At 66.3% G+C, this 21,100-nt stretch carries 18 protein-coding genes; 5 read left to right on the forward strand and 13 right to left on the reverse strand.

The window, feature by feature from the left end:
• Positions 1 to 40 precede the first annotated feature (40 nt).
• Genes AC1DKV_RS12025 through AC1DKV_RS12040 form a run of 4 tightly spaced genes read right to left on the reverse strand, consistent with a single transcriptional unit; the run spans position 41 to position 3,871 of the window.
• A complete protein-coding gene (locus tag AC1DKV_RS12025; RefSeq protein ID WP_441614692.1) occupies positions 41 to 1,387 on the reverse strand; it encodes an amidase in 1,347 nt (448 codons plus the stop codon).
• Between the two features lie 2 nt (positions 1,388 to 1,389).
• Positions 1,390 to 1,770 carry a cupin domain-containing protein gene (locus AC1DKV_RS12030; protein WP_441614694.1) on the reverse strand — a complete coding sequence of 127 codons (381 nt, stop codon included), beginning with the start codon at positions 1,768 to 1,770 and terminating at the stop codon, positions 1,390 to 1,392.
• Between the two features lie 58 nt (positions 1,771 to 1,828).
• Positions 1,829 to 3,313, reverse strand: a complete 1,485-nt coding sequence (locus AC1DKV_RS12035; protein WP_441614696.1) for a 4-hydroxyphenylacetate 3-hydroxylase family protein — start codon at positions 3,311 to 3,313, stop codon at positions 1,829 to 1,831.
• A 33-nt stretch (positions 3,314 to 3,346) separates the two neighbouring features.
• On the reverse strand, positions 3,347 to 3,871 hold the full coding sequence (locus AC1DKV_RS12040) for a flavin reductase family protein (protein ID WP_441614698.1): 525 nt from the start codon (positions 3,869 to 3,871) through the stop codon (positions 3,347 to 3,349).
• Positions 3,872 to 4,233: 362 nt separating this feature from the next.
• Here AC1DKV_RS12040 and AC1DKV_RS12045 point away from each other — a divergent pair, with 362 nt between their 5' ends.
• Positions 4,234 to 5,457 carry an IscS subfamily cysteine desulfurase gene (locus AC1DKV_RS12045; protein WP_441614759.1) on the forward strand — a complete coding sequence of 408 codons (1,224 nt, stop codon included), beginning with the start codon at positions 4,234 to 4,236 and terminating at the stop codon, positions 5,455 to 5,457.
• A 5-nt stretch (positions 5,458 to 5,462) separates the two neighbouring features.
• Here AC1DKV_RS12045 and AC1DKV_RS12050 read toward each other — a convergent pair whose 3' ends face one another.
• Positions 5,463 to 6,035 carry a MarR family winged helix-turn-helix transcriptional regulator gene (locus AC1DKV_RS12050; protein WP_441614761.1) on the reverse strand — a complete coding sequence of 191 codons (573 nt, stop codon included), beginning with the start codon at positions 6,033 to 6,035 and terminating at the stop codon, positions 5,463 to 5,465.
• Positions 6,036 to 6,178: 143 nt separating this feature from the next.
• On the opposite strand from AC1DKV_RS12050, the gene AC1DKV_RS12055 reads away from it, so the two are divergent.
• A complete protein-coding gene (locus AC1DKV_RS12055; RefSeq protein ID WP_441614700.1) occupies positions 6,179 to 6,754 on the forward strand; it encodes a hypothetical protein in 576 nt (191 codons plus the stop codon).
• Between the two features lie 54 nt (positions 6,755 to 6,808).
• Here AC1DKV_RS12055 and AC1DKV_RS12060 read toward each other — a convergent pair whose 3' ends face one another.
• A complete protein-coding gene (locus tag AC1DKV_RS12060) occupies positions 6,809 to 7,648 on the reverse strand; it encodes an enoyl-CoA hydratase/isomerase family protein (RefSeq protein WP_441614702.1) in 840 nt (279 codons plus the stop codon).
• Between the two features lie 488 nt (positions 7,649 to 8,136).
• Between AC1DKV_RS12060 and AC1DKV_RS12065 the strand changes: the two genes are divergently transcribed.
• Positions 8,137 to 8,811 (forward strand): type 1 glutamine amidotransferase domain-containing protein, encoded by a 675-nt coding sequence (locus AC1DKV_RS12065; RefSeq protein ID WP_441614763.1) that lies wholly within the window; start codon positions 8,137 to 8,139, stop codon positions 8,809 to 8,811.
• 170 nt (positions 8,812 to 8,981) lie between these two features.
• Positions 8,982 to 9,404 (forward strand): organic hydroperoxide resistance protein, encoded by a 423-nt coding sequence (locus AC1DKV_RS12070; protein ID WP_441614704.1) that lies wholly within the window; start codon positions 8,982 to 8,984, stop codon positions 9,402 to 9,404.
• On the opposite strand, the gene AC1DKV_RS12075 is transcribed toward AC1DKV_RS12070, so the two are convergent.
• The 4 genes from AC1DKV_RS12075 to AC1DKV_RS12090 all read right to left on the reverse strand — a co-directional run bounded on the left by AC1DKV_RS12075 (position 9,401) and on the right by AC1DKV_RS12090 (position 15,777).
• Positions 9,401 to 11,059 (reverse strand): methyl-accepting chemotaxis protein, encoded by a 1,659-nt coding sequence (locus AC1DKV_RS12075; protein ID WP_441614706.1) that lies wholly within the window; start codon positions 11,057 to 11,059, stop codon positions 9,401 to 9,403. The genes AC1DKV_RS12070 and AC1DKV_RS12075 overlap by 4 nt on opposite strands.
• Before the next feature lie 368 nt (positions 11,060 to 11,427).
• On the reverse strand, positions 11,428 to 13,020 hold the full coding sequence (locus AC1DKV_RS12080) for a hypothetical protein (RefSeq protein ID WP_441614708.1): 1,593 nt from the start codon (positions 13,018 to 13,020) through the stop codon (positions 11,428 to 11,430).
• Positions 12,974 to 14,260 (reverse strand): ATP-grasp domain-containing protein, encoded by a 1,287-nt coding sequence (locus AC1DKV_RS12085; RefSeq protein WP_441614710.1) that lies wholly within the window; start codon positions 14,258 to 14,260, stop codon positions 12,974 to 12,976. Before AC1DKV_RS12085 ends, AC1DKV_RS12080 begins: the two co-directional genes overlap by 47 nt.
• On the reverse strand, positions 14,257 to 15,777 hold the full coding sequence (locus tag AC1DKV_RS12090; RefSeq protein WP_441614712.1) for a pyridoxal phosphate-dependent decarboxylase family protein: 1,521 nt from the start codon (positions 15,775 to 15,777) through the stop codon (positions 14,257 to 14,259). Before AC1DKV_RS12090 ends, AC1DKV_RS12085 begins: the two co-directional genes overlap by 4 nt.
• 361 nt (positions 15,778 to 16,138) lie before the next feature.
• Between AC1DKV_RS12090 and AC1DKV_RS12095 the strand changes: the two genes are divergently transcribed.
• Positions 16,139 to 17,527 carry an MFS transporter gene (locus AC1DKV_RS12095; RefSeq protein ID WP_441614714.1) on the forward strand — a complete coding sequence of 463 codons (1,389 nt, stop codon included), beginning with the start codon at positions 16,139 to 16,141 and terminating at the stop codon, positions 17,525 to 17,527.
• 121 nt (positions 17,528 to 17,648) lie between these two features.
• On the opposite strand, the gene AC1DKV_RS12100 is transcribed toward AC1DKV_RS12095, so the two are convergent.
• The 3 genes from AC1DKV_RS12100 to AC1DKV_RS12110 form a co-directional block, all read right to left on the reverse strand.
• Positions 17,649 to 18,632 (reverse strand): Bug family tripartite tricarboxylate transporter substrate binding protein, encoded by a 984-nt coding sequence (locus AC1DKV_RS12100; protein WP_441614716.1) that lies wholly within the window; start codon positions 18,630 to 18,632, stop codon positions 17,649 to 17,651.
• Positions 18,633 to 18,718: 86 nt separating this feature from the next.
• Positions 18,719 to 19,531, reverse strand: coding sequence for an SDR family oxidoreductase (locus tag AC1DKV_RS12105; RefSeq protein ID WP_441614718.1), 813 nt, complete (start codon positions 19,529 to 19,531; stop codon positions 18,719 to 18,721).
• A gap of 167 nt (positions 19,532 to 19,698) precedes the next feature.
• Positions 19,699 to 20,643, reverse strand: a complete 945-nt coding sequence (locus tag AC1DKV_RS12110) for an IclR family transcriptional regulator (protein WP_441614719.1) — start codon at positions 20,641 to 20,643, stop codon at positions 19,699 to 19,701.
• Between the last annotated feature and the right edge of the window lie 457 nt (positions 20,644 to 21,100).

Genomic DNA, 21,100 nt, shown 5'->3' on the forward strand with positions numbered 1-21,100 from the left:
GTGTTTTTTCGTTGCGTCTGGAATCGTCGCCGGTGCTTGCCTAGCGCCGGTCCTGCTGCAGCACCTTCTCCACACCCATGCCGATGGCCAGCAGCCTGCGGTCGGCCAGGTGGCGGCCGAACAGCATCAGGCCGACAGGCGCGTCTCCCGGCCGATGGCAAGGAACGGACAGCGAACACAGGTCGAGCATGTTGGCGATGGCGGGGTTGCGCAGTAGCAGCCGATTGGTCTTGAAGAACGCCTCGTCATCGTCGAGATCGGCGATGCGGGGAGCCACGATCGGCACGGTGGGCAGGACCACGGCGTCAAAGCCGGTCAGTTCCGCGTCCGCCTGCCGGCACAGCGCGGCCCGGCGCTTGAGCATGCGCAGGTAGTCGGCGGCACGCTGGCCGTCAGCCAGGCGGATGCGCGACAATACGCGGGGATCGTAGCGCCCGGCATGCGCTGCCATCAGGTCGCCATGCCAGGCGCTGGCTTCCGCTGCGACAAGCCCGCCGTCGGCGCCGATTTCGGCAAGACTGTTCCAGCTGTCGAACCAAACGTCCCGCAGCAATGCGCCCGCCGCCGAAAGCCGGCACAGGGCGCGTTTATACGTCTGCGCCACTTCGTCCGTCATGCCTTCGAGTACCAGCCCGGCCGGTACCGCCAGGCGCAGGCCTGCCACCGGCACCGGCTTCAGCGCAGCCAGGTCCTCGCCGGCCATCACGGCGTCGATGGCGGCGCAACACGCCACCGTGCTGGCCAGGCAGCCGACCGAGTCGTAGCTGGACGACAGGGGCACGGTGCCACGCAACGGCACGCGGCTCGCCGTGGGCTTGAAACCGGTGATGCCGCACAGGGCTGCCGGAATGCGGCAGGACCCGCCGGTATCCGAGCCTATCGCGGCAAGAGCCATGCCGTCGGTGACCGAGACCGCGGCCCCGGCGGACGATCCGCCCGGGATGCGTGCCGCGGAGCGGTCGAAGGGATTCCGCGGCGTGCCATAGTGCGGATTGATGCCGACGCCCGAGTAAGCGAATTCGCTCATGTTGGTGCGACCGACGAAGACGGCACCCGCCGCCCGCAGGCGCCCGATGGCGAGCGCATCGTGGCTGGCAGGCACTTCCGGCAACACGCGGGCGCCGGCCCGCGTGACATCGCCTTGCACGTCGAACAGATCCTTGACCGAGAGCGGCACGCCGGCGAGCGGGCCGGCAACGCCCTGCTCGCGCAGCATGTCGCAGGCCGCGGCCTGCTTTCGCGCCGCCATGCTGACGCCGTGCGGAAAGACCCGCCCGCCTTCGCCGGCGGGATTGCAGATCCGCTCGACGCACGATGCCAGCAAGGACTTTGCATTTGCGCCACCGCTCGCCAGCAGGTGCAGCGTCGCTTCCAGGGTCGGGGCCACGATCAGGCGGGGTCGAAGTAGTGGATTTCCAGCAGCATGCAGCCGCCGTCCGACTTGAACGGACCGTGGAATGCGCCGGGCGGACGGCAAGCGTAGGTGTTGGGCGCGAAGGCTTCGCCGCCCTCTCCGTTGACGTCGTTGCCGACGGTCAGGTCGCCGCTCACGAGATAGACTTCCTCCCAGTACTCGTGAACGAACGGCGAGGTAGTAAACACGCCGGGCTGGAAGCGCAGCAGGCGGGTACGGCTGCCGCTGCGGCCGCGCTCGTCGAGCGAGCCGGACAGGATCTTCTGCTGGATGCCCGAGGGATAGCCGTGCGGGACCTCCCAGCCGGATGCAAGGTCCAGGGAGTGGAACTCGTCGTGGAGTTTGTTGATCGCCATGTTGATCTCCGTAGGTGTGGTGATGGATAGCGCGAAGGGGACTGCGTTGAAGGTCAGCTCAGGCGGCCTGGGCCAGGCGGGCCAACTCGCCGTCGAGGGAATAGCTGCCCAGCATGTTGTCGACCAGATTCGCGGCACCCTTCCAGTCGTAGGTCCGGTAGGCATGCCCCTTGGTGACAAAGGAGGCGCCGGCGTAGAACATCTCGTACTGGTTGTGGCGCGACGCGAACTCTGAGCCGACCGCGTCCCATGCCAGCTTGAAGAACTTGACCCGCTCCTCGGGGCTGCAGGCGGGCGACTTCTGCGTCTTCGCAATGATTTCCGCCAGCGCGGGATTCGCGAAGTCATTGATGCTCGACGGCAGCATGATCATGCCGCCACCGGCCAGCTCGCGCAGCGTGCCGAGCACCTTTGCATAGAGCTGCTGGGTCAGGACCTGCGAGCCATACAGCATGCTGCGATCGGGAATGTAGTAGCCATTGTTGTTGACCTGCCCCTTGGCCTCCATGGCGTAGACCCACGCTTCGACCATCCCGGCCTCGGCGGCAAGCTGGCCGAGCATCTCCCTGACCTGCGGGAAGCTGTTCGTGCCGTTGACTTCGGTGATCTTGAGCGCGATCCCGACCAGGAAGCGCAGCTTCACCATCAGGCGAACCTGGCATTGATAGTTCTGGTAGCTGTGCGCCGGCGTGGCATGGAACTGCTTCGCGCACATCGCGACGTCGCCCGCGACGAAGATCCGCTCCCAGGGCACCTTCACATCGTCGAAGTAGAGAACGGCGTCGTTCTCGTCATAGCGGCTTGCCAGCGGGTTGTCGAAGACCGAGGTAGCGTTCTCCTCGTACGACTTGCGGGACATCACCTTCAGCCCCTTCGTGTTCATCGGCACGGCGAAGGACAGCGCGTACATGTCGTCGCCCTCGCGCAGCGGCTGGATGCAGCTGCAGAAGACCTCGTTGGCCATGATCCCGCTGGTGGCCAGCATCTTCGCGCCCCTGACCGTGATGCCCTCGGCGTCCTGGTCCACGATCCCGACGGCGAGATACTTGTCTTCCTGCTCATGTGCCGACTTGGACTGGTTCGCCTGCGGATTCACGATGACGTAGGTCAGGAACAGGTCGTTGTCGCGGGCGTACCTGTAGTAGTCGCGCAAGGCGCCGGCGCGTGCGGGGTCGGCCTGCTCGAACACGTCGATCCCCATATACATGCCCGATATGCAGGAGGCGACGTGGTCGGGAGAGCGGCCCATGAAGCCGTAGTGCAGCTCGGTCCAGGCCTCCAGCATCTGGCGGCGCTCGACCAGTTCGTTGTAGCTGGTCGGCAATTCCCAGATCCGGCTCACGCGCTTGTGCGTGCCCTCGGGCTGGAACGTCATCTTCCCGATGTTCTCCGGGCGCGCCTGGAAATCGTAGAGATTGGCGTAGCTGCGAATCGAGTTGCGGAACGCCGGGTGGCTCGTGACGTCGGTCACGCGCTTGCCGTCCAGATAGACCTCTCGGCCATCGCGCAGCATCTCGATGTGCTGGTTTCCGGTCTTAACCATGTCTTTTCTCCTGATTGCCTGCTTGCTGTGGATTCAGGCGGCTGCCGGGCTGCTCTCGAGTGCCCGGTACCTGCCGCCAAAGAAGATCAGGGGCCGGCCGTCATGCCGGGCCTGATAGCGGATCACCCGCCCGATGAAGATCACGTGATCGCCACCGTCATGCTGCGCATACGGCTCGCATTCGAAGGCGGCCAGGGCGTCGGGCAGGAGCACGTGGCCGCGGCTGTCGCGCGCCGAATAGTCGATGCCTTCCCACTTCCCGGAGTTCGCCTTCGCAAACCGGTTCGACATATCCTGCTGGGCCTCGGCGAGCACGTTGACCGCGTAGCGCGGCGCCGTGTATAGGTCCGCCAGGCTCAGGCAGCGGCGATCCACCGAGAACAGGACCAGAGGCGGATCGAGGGAAACCGAGTTGAACGACGCGACCGTGATGCCGACCGGCATCTCCTCCCTGGGCGCGGTGATCACCGCCACGCCCGTCGCGAACATTGCCAGCGCATTCCTGAAGCGGCGCTGCGCTTCGGCGTCGAAGCCGGTACCGACAGATGACTCAGACATCGCTACTCCTACACATGTTGTCGTTGCCTTGTTGCTTTGTTTATTACCTTTGTAAATTAGGTGTTATTGAATGCTATGCAACACTGCTATTCAAGTTGGTAAAAACCCTAGGAGGAGCGGGAGCGCGCTACGCTGGCGGACCGGATTTGCGCCGCAAAGCCTTGCTGCACAAGGGCTGGACGATCGTCTCCGGATTTCGGGTGACTGCAGGCGGACCACGCCAGGGCCATCCAACAACCCTACCGCCGGTGTGGCGCCAGCGCAGATGGAGCGCGCGCGGTGCTAGACTCCGCTCCACTTTCCCGCGCAGGGATCGCTCTTCCCTGCGACGCCAACCCATCAGCCGTCAGCGTAGAAGCAGCATGCACACAGCACCCAGGACCTATCCGATCTATATGGATTACAGTGCGACGACGCCTGTCGACAGACGGGTCGTCGATGAAATGGTGCCCTTCCTGCACCAGCATTTCGGCAATCCTGCTTCGCGCAGCCATGCCTACGGATGGCATGCCGAGGAAGCGGTGGAGACGGCACGCTCCCATGTGGCGGCACTGCTGAATGCCGATCCGCGGGAGATCGTCTGGACATCCGGCGCGACGGAAGGCAACAACCTCGCCATCAAGGGTGCGGCGCATTTCTATCGCGGCAAGGGAAGGCACATTGTCACCGTCAGGACCGAGCACAAGGCCGTGCTCGATACCTGCCGCGAACTCGAGAGGCAAGGATTCGAGGTAAGTTATCTCGAGGTGCAGGAAGACGGCCTGATCGATCTCGGCGCGCTGCGCGCTGCCTTGCGGCCGGATACGATCCTGGTGTCGGTGATGATGGTCAACAATGAGATCGGCGTCATCCAGCCGGTTGCGCAGATCGGCGAGATCTGCCGCGCGGCGGGCATCGTGTTCCATTGCGACGCGGTGCAGGCGGCGGGCAAGATCCCCATTGACCTCGCTGCGCTCAAGATCGATCTGCTCACCGTGACCGCGCACAAGGTCTATGGCCCCAAGGGGATCGGCGCGCTCTATGTGCGGCGCAAGCCCAGGATCCGCCTCGAGGCGCAGATCCACGGCGGCGGACATGAGCGCGGCATGCGCTCAGGCACCCTGCCGACGCACCAGATCGTGGGCATGGGCGAAGCGTTCAGGCTTGCGAGGGTGGAGCTTGCAGAAGAGGCAGGCCGCGTCGGGGCCTTGAGGGACAGGTTGCTGGCGGGGCTGACGCAACTCGACGAAGTCTATGTGAACGGGAGCCTGCGGCAGCGAATCCCGCACAACCTGAATATCAGCTTCAACTTCGTCGAAGGCGAATCCCTGATCATGGGCATCAAGGGTGTCGCCGTCTCTTCCGGATCCGCTTGCACCTCGGCCTCGCTCGAGCCATCGTTCGTGCTGCGTGCGCTCGGCCGCAGCGATGAGCTGGCGCACAGCTCGATTCGCTTCACGCTGGGCCGCTACACCACCGAGGCGGAAGTCGATGAAGTGATCCGGCTTGTCACCGCCACCGTTTCCAGGCTGCGCGAACTCAGCCCGCTCTGGGACATGCACCAGGAGGGTATCGATCTGCGCACCATCCAGTGGGCCGCGCACTGAAGCTGTCAGCGCTCCCTGGCGCCACCTCGCGCGGGCTGGACCGTTTGCCGGCGCGCCTGGAGGTGCTCGAGGTCAAGCGCGGCCCGGTCTCCGTTGGCGACGAGCCTGTCGACAACGGAGCACAAGACCTTGAATTCGGTGCGACTCACGCCGTCGAACAACACGTCGTTGATCTGCTGCTGCAGGGGCAACAGTTCATTGAGCAAGCGCGTGCCCGCGGCCGTGATGGTCAGGCGCATCTTGCGCTTGTCGTCGGGGTGGGCCTTCTTGTCGATCAGGCCCAGCTTCTTCAGCTTGCCGGTCTCGAGGGTGACGAAGGCGCCGCTGAGGTGAAGATGATCGGCCAGCTGGTTCACGGTCACCTCACCTTGCTGGGAGAGATGCGCAATGGACCGGATCAGCGAGTACTGGACCCCGGTCAGGCCAATCACGCTGCCGAAGCCGTCCCGCACCGAAAGCAGCCTTGCGGCGAATGGCAGCAGTCCGTTCACGAGATGACGGAACTCGACGTCAGAACCATCGACGAGGCACGCCGGATTGGTGATCGTCAGGGTTTTGTTTCCGGTAGTTGTCGCCACAGGCAATTGCTCCACATAGCTTTTCAAGCAAGCTTTGTGCCAAATTCTAGCAAACAACCCGGCTACGCGGCGGGAAGCTGCAGCGACAAGCCGGATTTCCGCCCTTCCGGGCGCCTCCATCCCTTCGCTGCTCAAGACATGCCATGAACCCGATCCCCTTGCATACCGCCAAGTCACTCCTGGAGACCTATGTCCGGGCCAAGGACAACAACCGCCCGGAACTGATCCATGAGGCCTTTGCGCAAGACGCTACGCTGACGATCTCGATCAACACCGATACGATCGCCTTTCCTGCGAAGACCGAGGGTGCACAGGGCATCGCCGCCACGCTCGTCACGGAGTTTGCCAAGACCTTCGATGCCTGCCGTACCTACTACGTCGCCGACGAACTCGCCCTGGTGGGAGACAGCATTGTTGTCCCCTGGCTGGTGGCAATGCGCGAAACCGCCGCCAACGTTCTCCGGCTTGGCAAGGGCTACTACCGCTGGGGCTTTGCGCAGGCCGATGGCCCGGCGCGCATCGCCAGCCTGCACATACATATCGAGCGGATGGACTCGGTGGCCGATCCGATGGCGGCCACGCTGGCGGCCCTGCAGGCAGGATTGACCTACCCCTGGCTTCCCGCGGATGAACTGAAAACAGAAATCAACCGGCTCGTGGCGGCAAAGCCGTCGCTCGCTTTCCTGCAGGCCTTTGCCGAGCCAGTGCCGCTGCCCTGACACGACACTGGCGCGGGCTCTATCGCGGATGGCCACAGGTTCGGCGCCAGGCCTTCAATTTCCCAGGGTACTGGTGTAATAGCCAAGTCGCGCTTCGACGTCGGCATTCTCCTGCAGGCCGAGCTTCAGCAACTCGCCTACCTTTCTCTGGGCCTGCGGACGACCCACCGATGTAATGAAAGCATCCCATTCGAGGCGAATCTCGGCGTCGGGCGGCAAGCTGGCGATGTCGACCAGGCGCTTGGTGTCGGCAATGGCTTGCTTGTCGAACGAGGCGATCCGCAAGGCGAGCGCTTCCACAAAGGCGTCCAGTTCGGAATCCGGCAACGAGCGATTCACGTAGCCATATCTCTCCGCGAGGTCGCCGTCGATATCGTCGGCCCCCAGCAGCACCTCAAGGGCGCGCCCTCGTCCCATCAGGCGAGGCAACCGTGCCATCGGGCCGCCACCGGGAACAAGCGCGGCGCCGACCTCCCACTGCGAAAGGATGGCCTTTTCCCGACTCGCGAAGCGCATGTCGCTGGCGAGCGACAACTCGCTGCCCACGCCAGTCGCCCGTCCGCGAATAGACGCGATCGACACGACCGGGGCGCGACTCAGGCGCACCAGCATATCCGGCAGCGGGTGCATGCCCGTTGGCCCGGGCGCCATGCTTGTCGACTCTTCAAGATCGCGGGTGAAGTCATAGTGCGTCAGGAAAAAACCCGGCACGGCACTTTCGAAAACGACGACCTTGACGTCCTTGTCCGATTCCAGCGCAGTGATGACTTCATTCAATTGCGGGATGCTATCCGGCCCGAAAATATTGAAAGGAGGATGATTGAGCGTGACTCTCCAGTATTCTGGCGTACGGCATTCCATAAAGATCTGCCGGTCTTTATTTGTCTTAGACATTTGGGATCCTTGGTTGCGGCAAGTGACGCTATACCACCATCATCGCCTCCATAAACCAATCGCGAGAGCCGACGGCACCGCCGGAAACGCACGCGGGCCGGCCTTTTCGAGGACGCTCCTTGAACAGGCTCGCCGCTATCTGGCTCCTTAGTATAGGCAAGGAGAGCAAGATCCAGCGTCGCGCGACGCGGGCGGCATTGTCCGGGCAAACCCCGTCCACGCAACAATAAATAGAATATTAATTGTCAATTCATAAATATTGATTTATTGAACGTAACCGAATCATAAAGATACCGCTTCGTCATAATTTCCAATTCCATCACCATCCGTTTTTTGATTGCGCCGTACCCTGCTGCTAAGATGAAGAGCGCATCGGCCGCCCGGCAAGGAGGGGGCGATGGACGAAAAGGGGGCGCCGTGGCTTCAGGCCGGAGGCGGCGCCCGCCGTCCCGGCGGGGTAACGCAGTCCCGGCCCAAGGAGCACGATGATGAAGATTCTGATGGTACTGACCTCCCACGATCAGTTGGGAAATACGGGGAAGAAGACTGGATTCTGGCTCGAAGAGTTTGTCGCCCCTTACTACACATTCCTCGACGCGGGAGTAACGATCACGGTTGCTTCTCCCAAGGGTGGCCAGCCGCCGCTCGATCCGAAGAGCGACGAGCCCGAGGGCCAGACCGAACTGACAAAGCGATTCAAGGAAGACACGGCTGCGCAGGCGGTCCTCGCCAGCACGGTCAAGCTCGCCGGCGTGAAGGCCGATGACTATGACGCGGTCTTCTATCCGGGCGGCCACGGTCCGATGTGGGACCTGACCGAAGACAAGAACTCGATCGCATTGATCGAGGCGTTCTACAACGCCGGAAAGCCGGTGGCGACAGTCTGCCATGCCCCCGCCGTCCTGCACCGCGTCGTTATCGACGGCCAGCCGATCGTGAAGGGCCGGCGCGTAACGGGTTTCACCAATACGGAGGAAGAGGCAGTCCAGCTGACCAAGGTCGTCCCGTTTCTTGTCGAGGATGAACTCAAGCGGCTCGGCGGCCTGTTCGAGAAGGTGGACGATTGGCAGAGCTTTGCGATCGTCGACGGCCTCTTGATTACCGGTCAGAATCCCGCCTCATCCACGGCCACTGCGCAGAAGCTGCTGACGCTTCTCGGCTGAGTGAAGCCGGTTTGCACAAGGCCTCGCGCAAGGCGGCCTGGCCGTGCGCGACGCGATGCACGATCGACGAGATCCGCCGCGGGCTCCCAGGGAGGCCGCCCGCGGCAGCTGTTGAACCGACTTCACCAACCCGCCAACACTTGGCCGCGGGCCCTTCTCAAGGAGTCATCATGAAGCTGGAAAAAGCTATCTACACCGCCCATGCCACCGCCACCGGAGGGCGCGATGGCCGCGCTGCATCGTCGGACGGCCTGCTCGACGTGAAGCTCGCGCTGCCCAAGGAAATGGGTGGCGCCGGCAATGGCGTCAATCCCGAACAACTGTTTGCTGCCGGCTACTCTGCCTGCTTTATCGGGGCCATGCGTTTCGTAGCCGGACAGCAGAAGATCACGCTGCCGGCCGATACCTCGATCGAAGGCGCGGTCGGCATCGGCCCGATCCCGCAAGGCTTCGCCATCCAGGTCGAACTGAAGATTTCGATTCCGGGATTCGATCGCGCCGAGGCCGAGAAGCTGGTCGAGCAAGCCCATCAGGTCTGCCCCTATTCGAATGCCACTCGCGGCAATATCGACGTGACCCTGACGCTGGTCTAGGGGGCCGGCACGCCGCGCGCGCCAAGCGATCGCATGCCGGTGGCAACCGGCCCGGTCGTGGCCGCCCGGTCCGGTGCCTGGCGGCGGCCACTGCCGGTGCCAGGCAGGCGGAAGAACGCCACCGCTTCATCCAGGTCCCGGCCCTGATCCTGCAACGCGCGCGATGCGCTGGCGGCCTGCTCGACCATGGCTGCGTTCTGCTGCGTGACCTGGTCCATCTGCGAGATCGCGGTGTTGACCTGCTCGATGCCGCGGCTTTGCTCCTGCGCCGCGCCGGCAATTTCCTCCACGATGCCGCTGACGCGCGCCACGGCCTGGGTCACCGATGCCATGGTCCGCCCTGCTTCGCCGGCGAGCGTCGAGCCGTCCTCGATCTGCCGCATCGAACCTGAAATCAGTTCCTTGATCTCCTTGGCTGCGCCGGACGAGCGCTGGGCCAGGCTGCGCACTTCGCTGGCCACCACCGCGAACCCGCGGCCCTGCTCGCCTGCGCGCGCGGCTTCCACCGCCGCGTTGAGCGCCAGGATATTGGTCTGGAAGGCGATCCCCTCGATCATGCCGGTAATGTCGGCGATCTTGCTGGAACTGGCGCTGATGCCTTGCATGGTATCGACTACCCGGCCCACCGCCACGCTGCCGCTCTGGGCAATATCGGCGGCTTCGCGGGCGAGGTCGTTGGCCTGCCTGGCGTTCTCGCTGCTCAGGCGTACCGTGGTGGTCAGCTCTTCCATGCTGGCGGCGGTTTCTTCGAGCGAGGCCGCCTGCTCTTCAGTGCGGCGGCTCAGGTCCGCGTTGCCCGCGGCGATCTCCGCCGAGGCCCCGGCAATGCTGCCGCAGCCTTGGCGCACGCGCGAGACGATCTCGATCAGGCGTTCGTTCATGTCGCCCAGCGACGACAACAGGCGGCCGGCCTCGTCCTGCGAGGTGGCCACGATCTTGCTTCCGAGGTCGCCGCGGGCTACCGTCTGCGCCACCCCGACGGCCAGTTGCAGCGGGCCGGTGATCGCACGGGCGAGCAACAGCCCGCCCGCGGCGGCCAGGACCACGGCGCCAATCGACATGGCGATCAACAGGTTGCGCTGCGCCAGATAGTCCTCTCCCAGCCGCTGCACGGTTTCGGCCTGGCGTGCGGCGGTGAATTGTGTATAGGCATCGGTGGCCTGGACCAGCGCCGCGAGCAGGGGCCGGCATTCTGCATTCATCTTGAGGATGGCTTCGTCACGCTTGCCGGCAAGCGCCAGGCCGACGATGTCCGTGGCCACCGGCCCGTAGCGCGTTTCGATGCTGTCGATATCGCGCACCAGTTTGCGCGCGCCTTCGCTGGCGTCGCTGGCCTGGACCATCTCCTTGAGCCGCGCCAGGTGCGCCTTCACGTCATCGTGCGCGCGCAGCGCCTCGGTCTTCTCGATGGCGATATCCTCGGGCCTGGTCACCAGCACGAGGTTGCGCGCGGCAATGGCGCGGCGGTCGACGGCGGTGCGCACCTGCGCGGCCATCTCCGCGCGCGCATTCATGCCGTGCAGATAGCGGGTGAAGCCTTCGGTGGTCTGGCTCAGCGCGCGCAGCGAGAGCGCGGCGACGGCCAGTGTGATGATGGCGAGCAGGCTGAAGCCGAGCAGGAGCTTGCGCTTGATGGACAGGCTGTTGAACTTCACGGTGATCCCCTCTTGTCCCGTCAGGACATTGGCGCTGCGGATTGGTCCAAGGTTTCTGCTTTGAATCGCCAAGGCGAACCGCTGCCATCCCGTTCCCGCTTGCCCGTCTTTTGTGGTGTGGGCGATCATCGTCTACGCGTCGCTCTTCGGCTCATGCGTGTGCAGCCCGGCGCCGCATGCATGCGGCGCCGGGCTGCAAAGCGGCTAACGGCAGAAGTCGGGAATACTCACCCCCTACCAAAGTGGGGATAGATTTTCGTGAGCGCGCGACCAGGCGGCGCAATCGCCACAGCTCCCGCGCGCTGAAGCATGCCGGCATCGGCGCCGGGGCAAGAGCTGGAATCGGGCAGGCATGCCCGCGCCGGGGATCAGGAAAATGCCGTTTCCGCTAGCGCCGCCGGGTTGAGAGAAGGCGCGCAGCCGTGGGCCAGCGCCGCAACGGCATCGAGGCAAGACATGGCCTGGCGGATGATGCGCGTCTCATGACCGATGCCGCGCGCGGCATCGACTGCCAGCCTGGCGCTCATGCACAGCCGCAGGGCGCTGACCGGAACGCCCGCCTGGTGGCCACAATCCACCGGCTGGCCAAGCTGGCAGGCGCCGCTACCAGACGCCGGCATCTGCAACTGGCGATAGACGGCGGCGGTCTCGTCCCGGCTGAGCGGAGCCCTGCCGCCATGCGAGACGGGCCGGTACAGCAGGAAAGGGTGGATGGTCTGGATACCGTCCCAGCTCGACGGACTGTCCAGCGCGGCGCGGTCCAGCGCCGGTACATCGAGGGCGGCAAAGGCCGGATCGTGGTGCAGCCGTTGCCCGACGGCGTCGGCAAAGCGCCGCAGGATGCCTTCGACCTGCGAGGCGCTTACCGCCCGGAACGCGCGCAACTCATGGACCGCCGCCTGCCAGCGCAGCAGCAGGCCGAAATTGGCGAAGGATCCCAGGGCCTGCGCGCAGGCCCAGTCCTGCGGCCATTCCTCGCGCGCGGAGTAGATACGAAGCTGGGCAGGCACGCCGCGCTGGCGCAGCTTGCCGCCAATCTCCGCTGGCAGCAGCAAGGCGCCGGAGAACGAGGGTCCCGTGAGGAACTTGGAGCCGGTCAGCGCCACCATGAAGCCACTGCGCAGGTAGGCCTGGATGGTGCGTGGTTCAAGGCGGAACTGGCAGGCATCGACCAGCACCTGCACCACCGACGGCCAGCGGCGCCGCAGCCGCATGACGCACGAGATGCCCGGCGCGATGCAGCCGGTCTTGGAGACATCGATCAGCACCAGCAGCACATGGCGCCCGTTACGCGCGGCCTGGCCGACCAGCGCCTCGATTTCCGCGTCGACCATGGCCGCATCCCGCAGGGTTCCGTCGGCATTGCGGATCGGCACATCGAGGATATCGCTGGCGCAGGACTGGCCGAGGGACTCGCCCGGGATGGTGGTACGGCCCAGGGCGTTATACGTGCTGAAGTGCTGCCCGGCGAGCGCCGCGGGCACACCGCTGCCACTTTCGGCCGCGCCCGCCATGATCACCAGCGGCCTGGCGGGCGCGCCATCGCCAGCGCGGTCGCCGTCCCCCGTCACGCGCGCGGCTACCCGCGCGGCAAGCAGGTGCACATCGGTGCCCGACGCCGAGAAAACGAGCCCGGGGTCCTGCGCCTGGTCGATGCCGCACAGTGCCAGCACCTCGCTGCGCAGCCGGTCCATCTCGCGGCGATAAAGCTCGGCCGGCGTCTGGTGCGCCAGCGCGGCGGCGAGCCGGCCGCGCAGTTCGTCGACCACGGCGAACGCCGCCGGCGAGATTCCCGAAGACGTGGACGAGCCGAACGCAGCGAGGTCCGCGCAGGCGAGCGGCTCGCAACCGTACTTGTTGCGGCCTGTGGCGGGGTCCAGCGCGATGCGGTGATCGCCGCCGCTGACCAGCAGCTCAGCCGTCGATGGCAGCGGCATCGGCAGCGTGCGTTCGACCGGCATGCTCGGTCTGGCTGGCATTGATCAGCATGGCCCGGAATGCAGCGAAGATCTTGTGCATTTGCGGCTGCTTGTAGGGAAAGAGGTCGACCGGGTCGATGTCGTGCACGACCATGGCCGTGTCCGCCTCGAACACCAGCAACTCGCCGTCCTGCGTCTCGGCGCAATCCAGGCCGACATAGTCGAGATCCAGGCGCGCCTGGATCAGTGCCAGGGCATCCTTGTGGCGCAGCGCGAAGGTGTGGTCGAAGTCGCGCATGATCGCCGCTTCCTCCTCCCGCTTGACGGCGCTCTCGGCCATGCCGGCATTCAGGTAGTGGATCATCCAGTGCTCGGAAATGCCCACGTGGCACACATAGGGACGCCCCTCGATCAGCACGAGCCGGTATTTGCGGAACAGTCCGTCCGCGTTCCGGTAGTCGATGAAGCGCGACACATAGAAGGCCGGCTCGCCGGACTGCGCCAGGTAAGCGGCCAGCTCGGCCGCGTCGCCGAGCTTTTCCAGCCCCTTGCCGGCATGGGAGCCGAGCGGCCGGACGATGATCGGGAATCCACCTTCGCCCAGCACCGATACGATCGTGGCTTGCTCCCCGGCCACGGCCGCCAGCACCTCGCGGTCCACGCGCAGCGTGGGCGGCATGCAGATGCCCGGTGCCGACGCCAGCGCCGATGCGGCCCGGTCGCGCGACAGCCGCTGCAGGCGATCCGGCAGGTTCAGCACGGGGCGCGGCCAGATCGCGGCGAGCGCGCGGAGTTGCTCCAGCACGGGCTGGGTGCGGTCCGATTCGCCAACGGCAATGAAAAGCACATCGTGCTCCGGCACGGCCTGCGGCAGCGGTTCTTCCGGGGTGACGTACAGCACGTCGAGCGCCACGTCGGAGTTGCCCAGCAGGCATTCCAGCGGCGTGTTCGCCATCAGGTCGCCTGACACCATGATGGCCAGCACGCGCAGGCCAACGGCGCCATCGCGCAGCGTCGGCAGGTGATAGAGCTGCCGCGTCTGCAGCGCCTCGGCCTGGATGGTCATGGCAAGCGCATGATCGCCGAGCAGCTGCAGGACCAGCGAGAGATCCATCAGCGCATTGGCGTCATCCGGCTGCGACTGCAGATGGTTGATCAGCTTCGCGCCGAGGGGGCGCAGGTCTTCATTCTGATGGGCGGCGCGCAGCAGGTGGCGCAGGCCGATCAGCGTGTCCCGGGCCGGCGTGGCGGTTGCGGAATCGTGGATGGCGTTCACGTTCATTGTGTTAGATCGCTGACTTCAGGCACGGATGTCGAAGCGCTCAGCGCCTTGCCGAGTGCGAGGGTCGCGCCAAGCAGGGCATCGATATCCTGCGAGGTGCTGCGATGGTTGAACAAGGCAACCCGGATCGCGAAGCGCCCGTCGAGCATCGTCGACGAAGGCGCGGCGAGGCCGGATTCCTGCAAGGCGACGACCAGATCGCGATTGACCTGGTCGATGGCGCCGCTCGCCGCGGGCCCGGTGCCGGTGAAGCGGAAGCAGACGATATTGAGCGATACCGGCGCCAGCAGCTCCAGCTCCGGCTCGGCACGGATGCGGCGCGCGAGTTCCTGCGCCAGTGCGCACGTATGCGCGATCATGCCGCCCAGCCGCTCGGTGCCGTAGACCTTGATCGTGAACCAGGTCTTCAGGGCGCGAAAGCCGCGCGAGAGATCCGGGCCGAAGTCGCACGGCCAGGGCGAGCCGGCCGCCATGCCGCGCTCGCCGCGGCTGAGATAGGTGCCTTCGTGCGTGGCAAAGGTGCGCAGGTGCAATTGCCGGTCCCGGACCACGAAAAAGCCGGCGTCATAGGGGACTTGCAGCCACTTGTGGAAATCGAAGGCGATCGAGTCCGCCTGCTCGATGCCACGCAGGCGCGGGGCAAGCTGGGGACACAGCATGGCAAGTGCGCCAAAGGCGCCGTCGACATGGAAGTGCAGTTGCTCCCGGCGTGCCATGCGAGCGATGCCGGCCAGGTCGTCGATGGCACCGGTATCGACCGTGCCGGCGGTGCCGACGACGAGGAATGGCGAGAAGCCGGCAGCACGGTCCACCGCGATGGCGGCGGCGAGGCGGGCCAGATCCATGCGCCCTTGATCGTCGACGGGAATCGAGCGCAGATTGTCTTTCCCCAGGCCGGCCAGGTCCATGCCTTGCGCGATGCAGCCGTGCGCCCGCGCGGAGGTATAGGCGGTAAGGCGGCACGCTGCCTGCGCCACGCCGCTCGCGCGCACCTCGCCACCGAGTGCCCGGGTCCTGGCGGCCAGCACGCCGCACAGGTTGGCCATGGAGGAGCCGGTCAGGAACAGGCCGCTGGCATCCTGGGGAAAGCCGAACAGCTCGATCACCCAGCGCAGCACCTGCCACTCCACCTCGACCGGGATGTGGTCGCGGCCACCGAGGTTGGCATTGAGCCCGGCCGCGAGCATTTCCGCCAGCATGCCGACCGGGGTGCCGCCGCCATGCACCCAGCCCATGAAGCCGGGATGCGCATTGCCCACGGCATAAGGCAGGATGCTGTCCATGAAGGTCTGGTGCACCCGCTCCAGCCCGCTTCCCTCGCGCGGCAAGGGCTCGCGGAAGCGCTCGCGCACCGCGTCGGGGATCGGCTGCCAGACCGGCCGCTCGCGAATGCCCTGGAGGTAGTCCAGCATATCGTCGAGCATGCTGTGGCCCTGCGCCCTCAGCGCGCTCCAGTCGACAGGGTCGAGGCTGGCGCGGGCTGGCTGCCGGCTGCCCTCGGGGGTTGGTGTTGACATGGCTGATGGCTGTCCGGAAAACGCTGCGTCCCAAGGCGAGGTGCTTTGCGCGGCCTCGCTTGCGGGACATTGTGGCGGGGATCATAGCGCCGGGCCGCCGGCCCGTTCTGACGAGGATGGCGGGTTTCCTGCCCTATTTCTCTGCCAAGCCAGGGGCCCGCCGTGGGTATCCGGCTCCGCCCGGGGCGCGGGCCGGCCCCGCTGCCGGCCCGCGCCGGCACCCCGGGGACCGAAAAACAACACTGCGGCCCCGCCTTACCACAATCCGATCGATTGCGGGCACCGCCGTGCGCGACGATAATTGTGCAATCAAGTATCGCAGGCAACGCTCGCGCCTCCCGTCGGCACTCCCCCACTTCCCATGCAGACACACCAAGGCCTCCCCCACCCCCAACGCGGCTGGGCCATCCTCACCGTGTTTTGCGGCCTCATCATGGCCGTGCTCGACGGCTCGATCGCCAATATCGCACTGCCATCGATCTCCCGCGAGCTGGCGGCAGACCCGAGCAGCACCATCTGGGTGGTCAACGCCTACCAGCTCACCGTCACGGTATGCCTGCTGCCGCTGTCCTCGCTCGGCGACATCCTTGGCTACAAGCGGGTGTACCGCGCGGGGCTGGCGATCTTCCTGCTCGGATCGCTGCTGTGCGCGCTGTCGCCGAACCTGCCCGTGCTGGTGGCGGCGCGCGTGCTGCAGGGCGTGGGCGGCGCCGGCATCATGAGCGTGAACACGGCGCTGGTGCGCTTTATCTATCCGCCCACCAAGCTCGGCCGCGGCATCGGGCTGAATGCGCTGGTGGTGGGCATCACCATCGCCGTGGGCCCGTCGGTGGGCGCACTGATCCTGTCCATCGCGAGCTGGCCGTGGCTGTTCGCCATCAACGTGCCGGTGGCGGTGTTCGCCCTCGTGCTGGCACGCAGCGCGCTGCCGGCCACGCCGCCCCAGCCGCATGGCTTCGACTATCGCAGCGCGCTGCTGTCGGCAGTGGTATTCGCGCTGTTCATCCTGAGCGTCGACGGCGCCGGCCACGCCAGCCTGCGTCCTGCGGCGGCGGCCGGACTGGTGGCCGCCGCGCTGCTGGGCTTGGGGCTGGTGCGCATGCAGCGCGGCAAGCCGGCGCCGCTGGTGCCGGTGGACCTGTTCCGCAACCGCGCCTTCACGCTGGCCGTGGGTACCTCGTTCTGCTCCTTCATGGCGCAGATGCTGGCCTTCGTGGCGCTGCCGTTCTACCTGGAATACCAGCTGGGCCGCTCGCTGCACGAGACCGGGCTGCTGATCACGCCGTGGCCGCTGATGGTGGCGATCATGGCACCCTTGTCGGGTCGCCTGTCGGACCGCTATCCCGCCAGCATCCTGGCCGGAGTCGGGCTGGCGCTGCTCGGCAGCGGGCTGGTCGGCCTGGCCTTGCTCGGCCCCGACGCATCGAGCTTCGGCATCGGCTGGCGCATGGCGATGTGCGGGCTGGGCTTCGGGCTGTTCCAGTCGCCCAACAACCGCGCCATGATCGGCGCCACGCCGCCCGCGCGCAGCGGCGGCGCCAGCGGCGCGCAGGCCACCACGCGGCTGCTGGGGCAGACCACCGGCACCGCGGTGGTCGCACTGCTGTTCAGCGTGGACCAGACCGGCGCGGCAAGGCTGGCCTTGTATGTGGCGGCGACGGTGGCCACGGTGGGCGCGGTGGTGAGCTTCAGCCGGCTGCGCAGCGGCAGTGGCTCCCAGGCGCGGGGCGCGGCCGAAGCGGATATCTGACGCCCGGCCGGCGCCCTGCACCGGGATCCCGCCGGCTTGCTCCCCTCCCCCGCAGCGCCCGCTGCGGGAGAGGGGAAGCCTTACACCGCCAGGCCAGCCCCGACTGTGCGCTCCGGGGCGATCACTCCGCCTTGGCCCCCGACTCCTTCACCACCCTCGCCCACTTCGCGATCTCGGCGCGCTGGTAGCTTGCCAGCGTTTCCGGCGTGCCTAGGATCGGGTCCAGTCCCAGGGTCTTGAGCTTGGCCTGGACGTCGGGCAGCGTGTAGATACGGTTGAGTTCGGCGTTGAGCTTGGCGACCACATCCTTGGGCGTGTTGGCCGGCGCGAAGATGGCGAACCAGGAATCGGCCTCGAAGCCCGGCAATCCCTGCTCGGCCAGCGTGGGGATGTCCGGGGCCGAAGGCGAGCGCTTGGCGCTGGTGACGCCCAAGGCCCGCAGCTTGCCTTCCTTGACCACCGGCAGCGCCGACGGCAGGTTGTCGAACATCATCGTGATATGGCCGCCGAGCAGGTCGGGGATGGCCATGGCGCGGCCTTTGTACGGCACGTGGGTGATCTTCACGCCGGCCATCGAATTGAACAGTTCGCCCGCCACGTGCAGCGAAGTGCCGACGCCTGGCGTGCCGAAGGTGAGGCCGCCCGGCTTGGCCTTGGCCAGCGCGATGAGTTCCTGCACGTTCCTGGCCGGCACCGCGGGGTTGACCACGAGCACGTTGGGCGTGGACGCGACCAGGATCACCGGCACGAAGTCCTTCACCATGTCGTACGGCATCCTGGCGTAGAGCGCGCCGTTGATCGAGTGCGTGCCCACCGTGCCCATGGCCAGCGTGTAGCCGTCGGGCGCGGCGTGCGCCACGGCCTCGCCGCCGATATTGCCGCCCGCACCCGGCTTGTTGTCGACCACCACCGGCTGGCCCCACGCGGGAGAAATCTTCTCGGAGAAGATCCGCGCCAGGATATCCGGCGCGCCGCCGCTGGGAAAGCCCACCACGATGCGGATCGGCTTGGAGGGATAGGTATCGGCCCGGGCCGATGACGCGGCCAGCGCGGTAAATGCGGCGCAGGCGGCCAGCATGGCCGCCGCGAATGGTTTGCTGCGCATTGATGTCTCCCTTTGCTTTTGCTTTTGCTTTTTCTTTTGCTTTGATCGGGTTATTGCCTGGGATGCCGCGCGGGGCGCGGCCATGCTCACACCACGGTGCCGCCGAACTCGGCCATCACCTTGTCGTGCAGGCGGCGCATGCCCTTGAGCCAGCGGTCGTAGTCCTGGCCCTTGCGCTGGTAGTACTCCAGCACTTCGGGATGCGGCAGGATCAGGAAGCGCTCCTCCTGCACGCCTGCCAGCGTGACCTGCGCCACATGCTCGGGCGTGACCGATCCCGCCTGCAGGAAGCCCTTGCGCGCCCCGTCCTCGCCGAACAGCATGTTGGTCTGCACGCCCTGCGGACAGATGCAACTGACCTTGATGCCGCGGTCGCCGTAGGTGATCGACAGCCACTCGGCAAAGCCGATGGCGGCATGCTTGGTCACGGCGTAGGGTGCCGAGCCGATCTGCGACAGCAGCCCCGCGGCCGATACGGTGTTGACGAAGTAGCCCTCGCCGCGCGCGAGCATCTGCGGCAGCACCGCGCGCGCGGCGTGGATGTGGGCCATCACGTTGATCTCCCAGATGCGCTGCCATTCCTCGGCGCTGGCGTCCAGGCCCTTGCGCAGGATGATGCCGGCGTTCGAGCAGAACACGTCCACCTGGCCGAAGCGCTCGGTGGCCGCATCCGCCAGCGCCTGCACCGCGGCGGCATCGGCCACGTCCGTGCGCTGCGCGAAGACCTTGCACGCGGGACTGGCCTGCGCCAGCTCCGCGGCCACCTTCTGCGCGCCCGCTTCGTCGAGGTCGGCCACGGCCACGCCGCGCGCGCCGCCCGCGGCGAAGGCCAGCGCCAGCGCACGTCCGATGCCGGTGGCGGCGCCCGTCACGATCACGGTCTTGTTGCGGATCTCCATCTTTGTCTCCTTTGTTTTCTTTGTCTGTAATGCCAGCTAGATGTACGGCTCACATGGCCGCGGGAATTCTGTGATTCTTGCTGTGATTCTTGCTGTGATTCTTGCTGTGATCCTTGCTGTGAGGGATGGCGGTGGATGCATGTCGATGCCGCTGCGATGATGCCTCGCTATCCCTGTCCTTGCCAGAGCCGCGCCTGCAGCGTCTCGGCCAGCTCGCGAATGCGCGGCCCGAGGTTGCCATCGAGAATCTCCGGCGTGAGCCGCGTGGCGGCGCCGCCGATATTGATGGCCAGCACCTCGGCGCCGCCTTCGAGCACCACCGGCGCGGCCGCGCCGCTCACGCTGCGGTCCCACTCCGCATGCGCGAGGCAGAAGCCGCGCCTGCCGTAGTCGCGCAGCGCGCGTTCGAGCTTGGTGCGGATAGGTGCCCAGCGGCTGCCGTAGAAATGCTCGAGGTCGGCCACCACGGCGGCGCGGCGCGGCGCTTCCAGCCCGGCCAGCCACGCACGTCCGATGGCCGAGGTGGCGGTGGGCAGGCGCGATCCCGGCGCCAGCCGCATCACCAGCGCGCCGCGCGGCTGGCAGACCTCCAGGTAGACCATCTCGTGCCGGTCGGCGGTGGCCAGCGCCACCGTGCAATCGGTGGCGAACGCGAGCGACTGCATCAGCGGCTGCGCGATCTCGCGGATGCGCGAGCCGGCCAGGTAGCGCTGCCCGAGCACCATAGCACCTTGCCCGAGGCGGTACTTCTCGAGCGACTCCGAATAGATCAGGTAGCCCAGGCTGGTGAGCGTGTAGGTCAGGCGCGAAACGGTCGGCCGCGGAATGCCGGCGCGCCGCGCGAGTTCGGCGTTGCCGAGGTAATCGTCATGCGGGCCGAAGGCGCGCAGCAGGTCCAGCCCGCGCGCCAGCGCGGTGACGAAGTTGCGGTCGTCGCGCGCCGCATCGGCGGGCGTGCCGGAAAACAGCACCGGCTGCGCATCGGCCGCATGGGTCGCATGCGTGGCGTGCGTGGCGTGCGCGGCTTGCGTGGCTTGCGTGGCTTGCGTGGCGCTGGCAGCGCCGGCAGGCGATGCGCAGGGCGACAGCGGGATCGACGAAGTGCGCTTCATGGGTGGCGGCGACACATGGCAACTGGCTGCGGAAGGACGCGCCCCGGGGCCGCGCCGGATGGCTGCGGACGCGGGCTGCGCCGGCTATTTCGCTGTGCGGAAGACTATTCCGTATTCCTTGACTGTGCCTCAGGCCGTATGCAACAGTCAATGAAAACGAACGATCGTGCTGGAACGTGCATATGCGTGCGAACGCATGGCGCCTTCACCGACACGACGACACCGGCAGCGGGGCCCGCCCCCGACCAGCCAAATCCGCATTGCACCGCATTGCACAGGAGACAAGACATGGACCACACCATCCGGCAAGCCGCACCACCGCCCGGCTGATCCCCGTATTTGCCCCATGAGCGGCCCGCGCCTCGCGCGCGGCGCCGCAGCTTCCGCGCATGCCGCCATGCGGCTTGCGTGCCTTCGTTCGCGATTTTTTTTGCGACTAGCCAAGAGGTAAGCCCGA

Source organism: Cupriavidus sp. 05T41 (assembly GCF_056396525.1).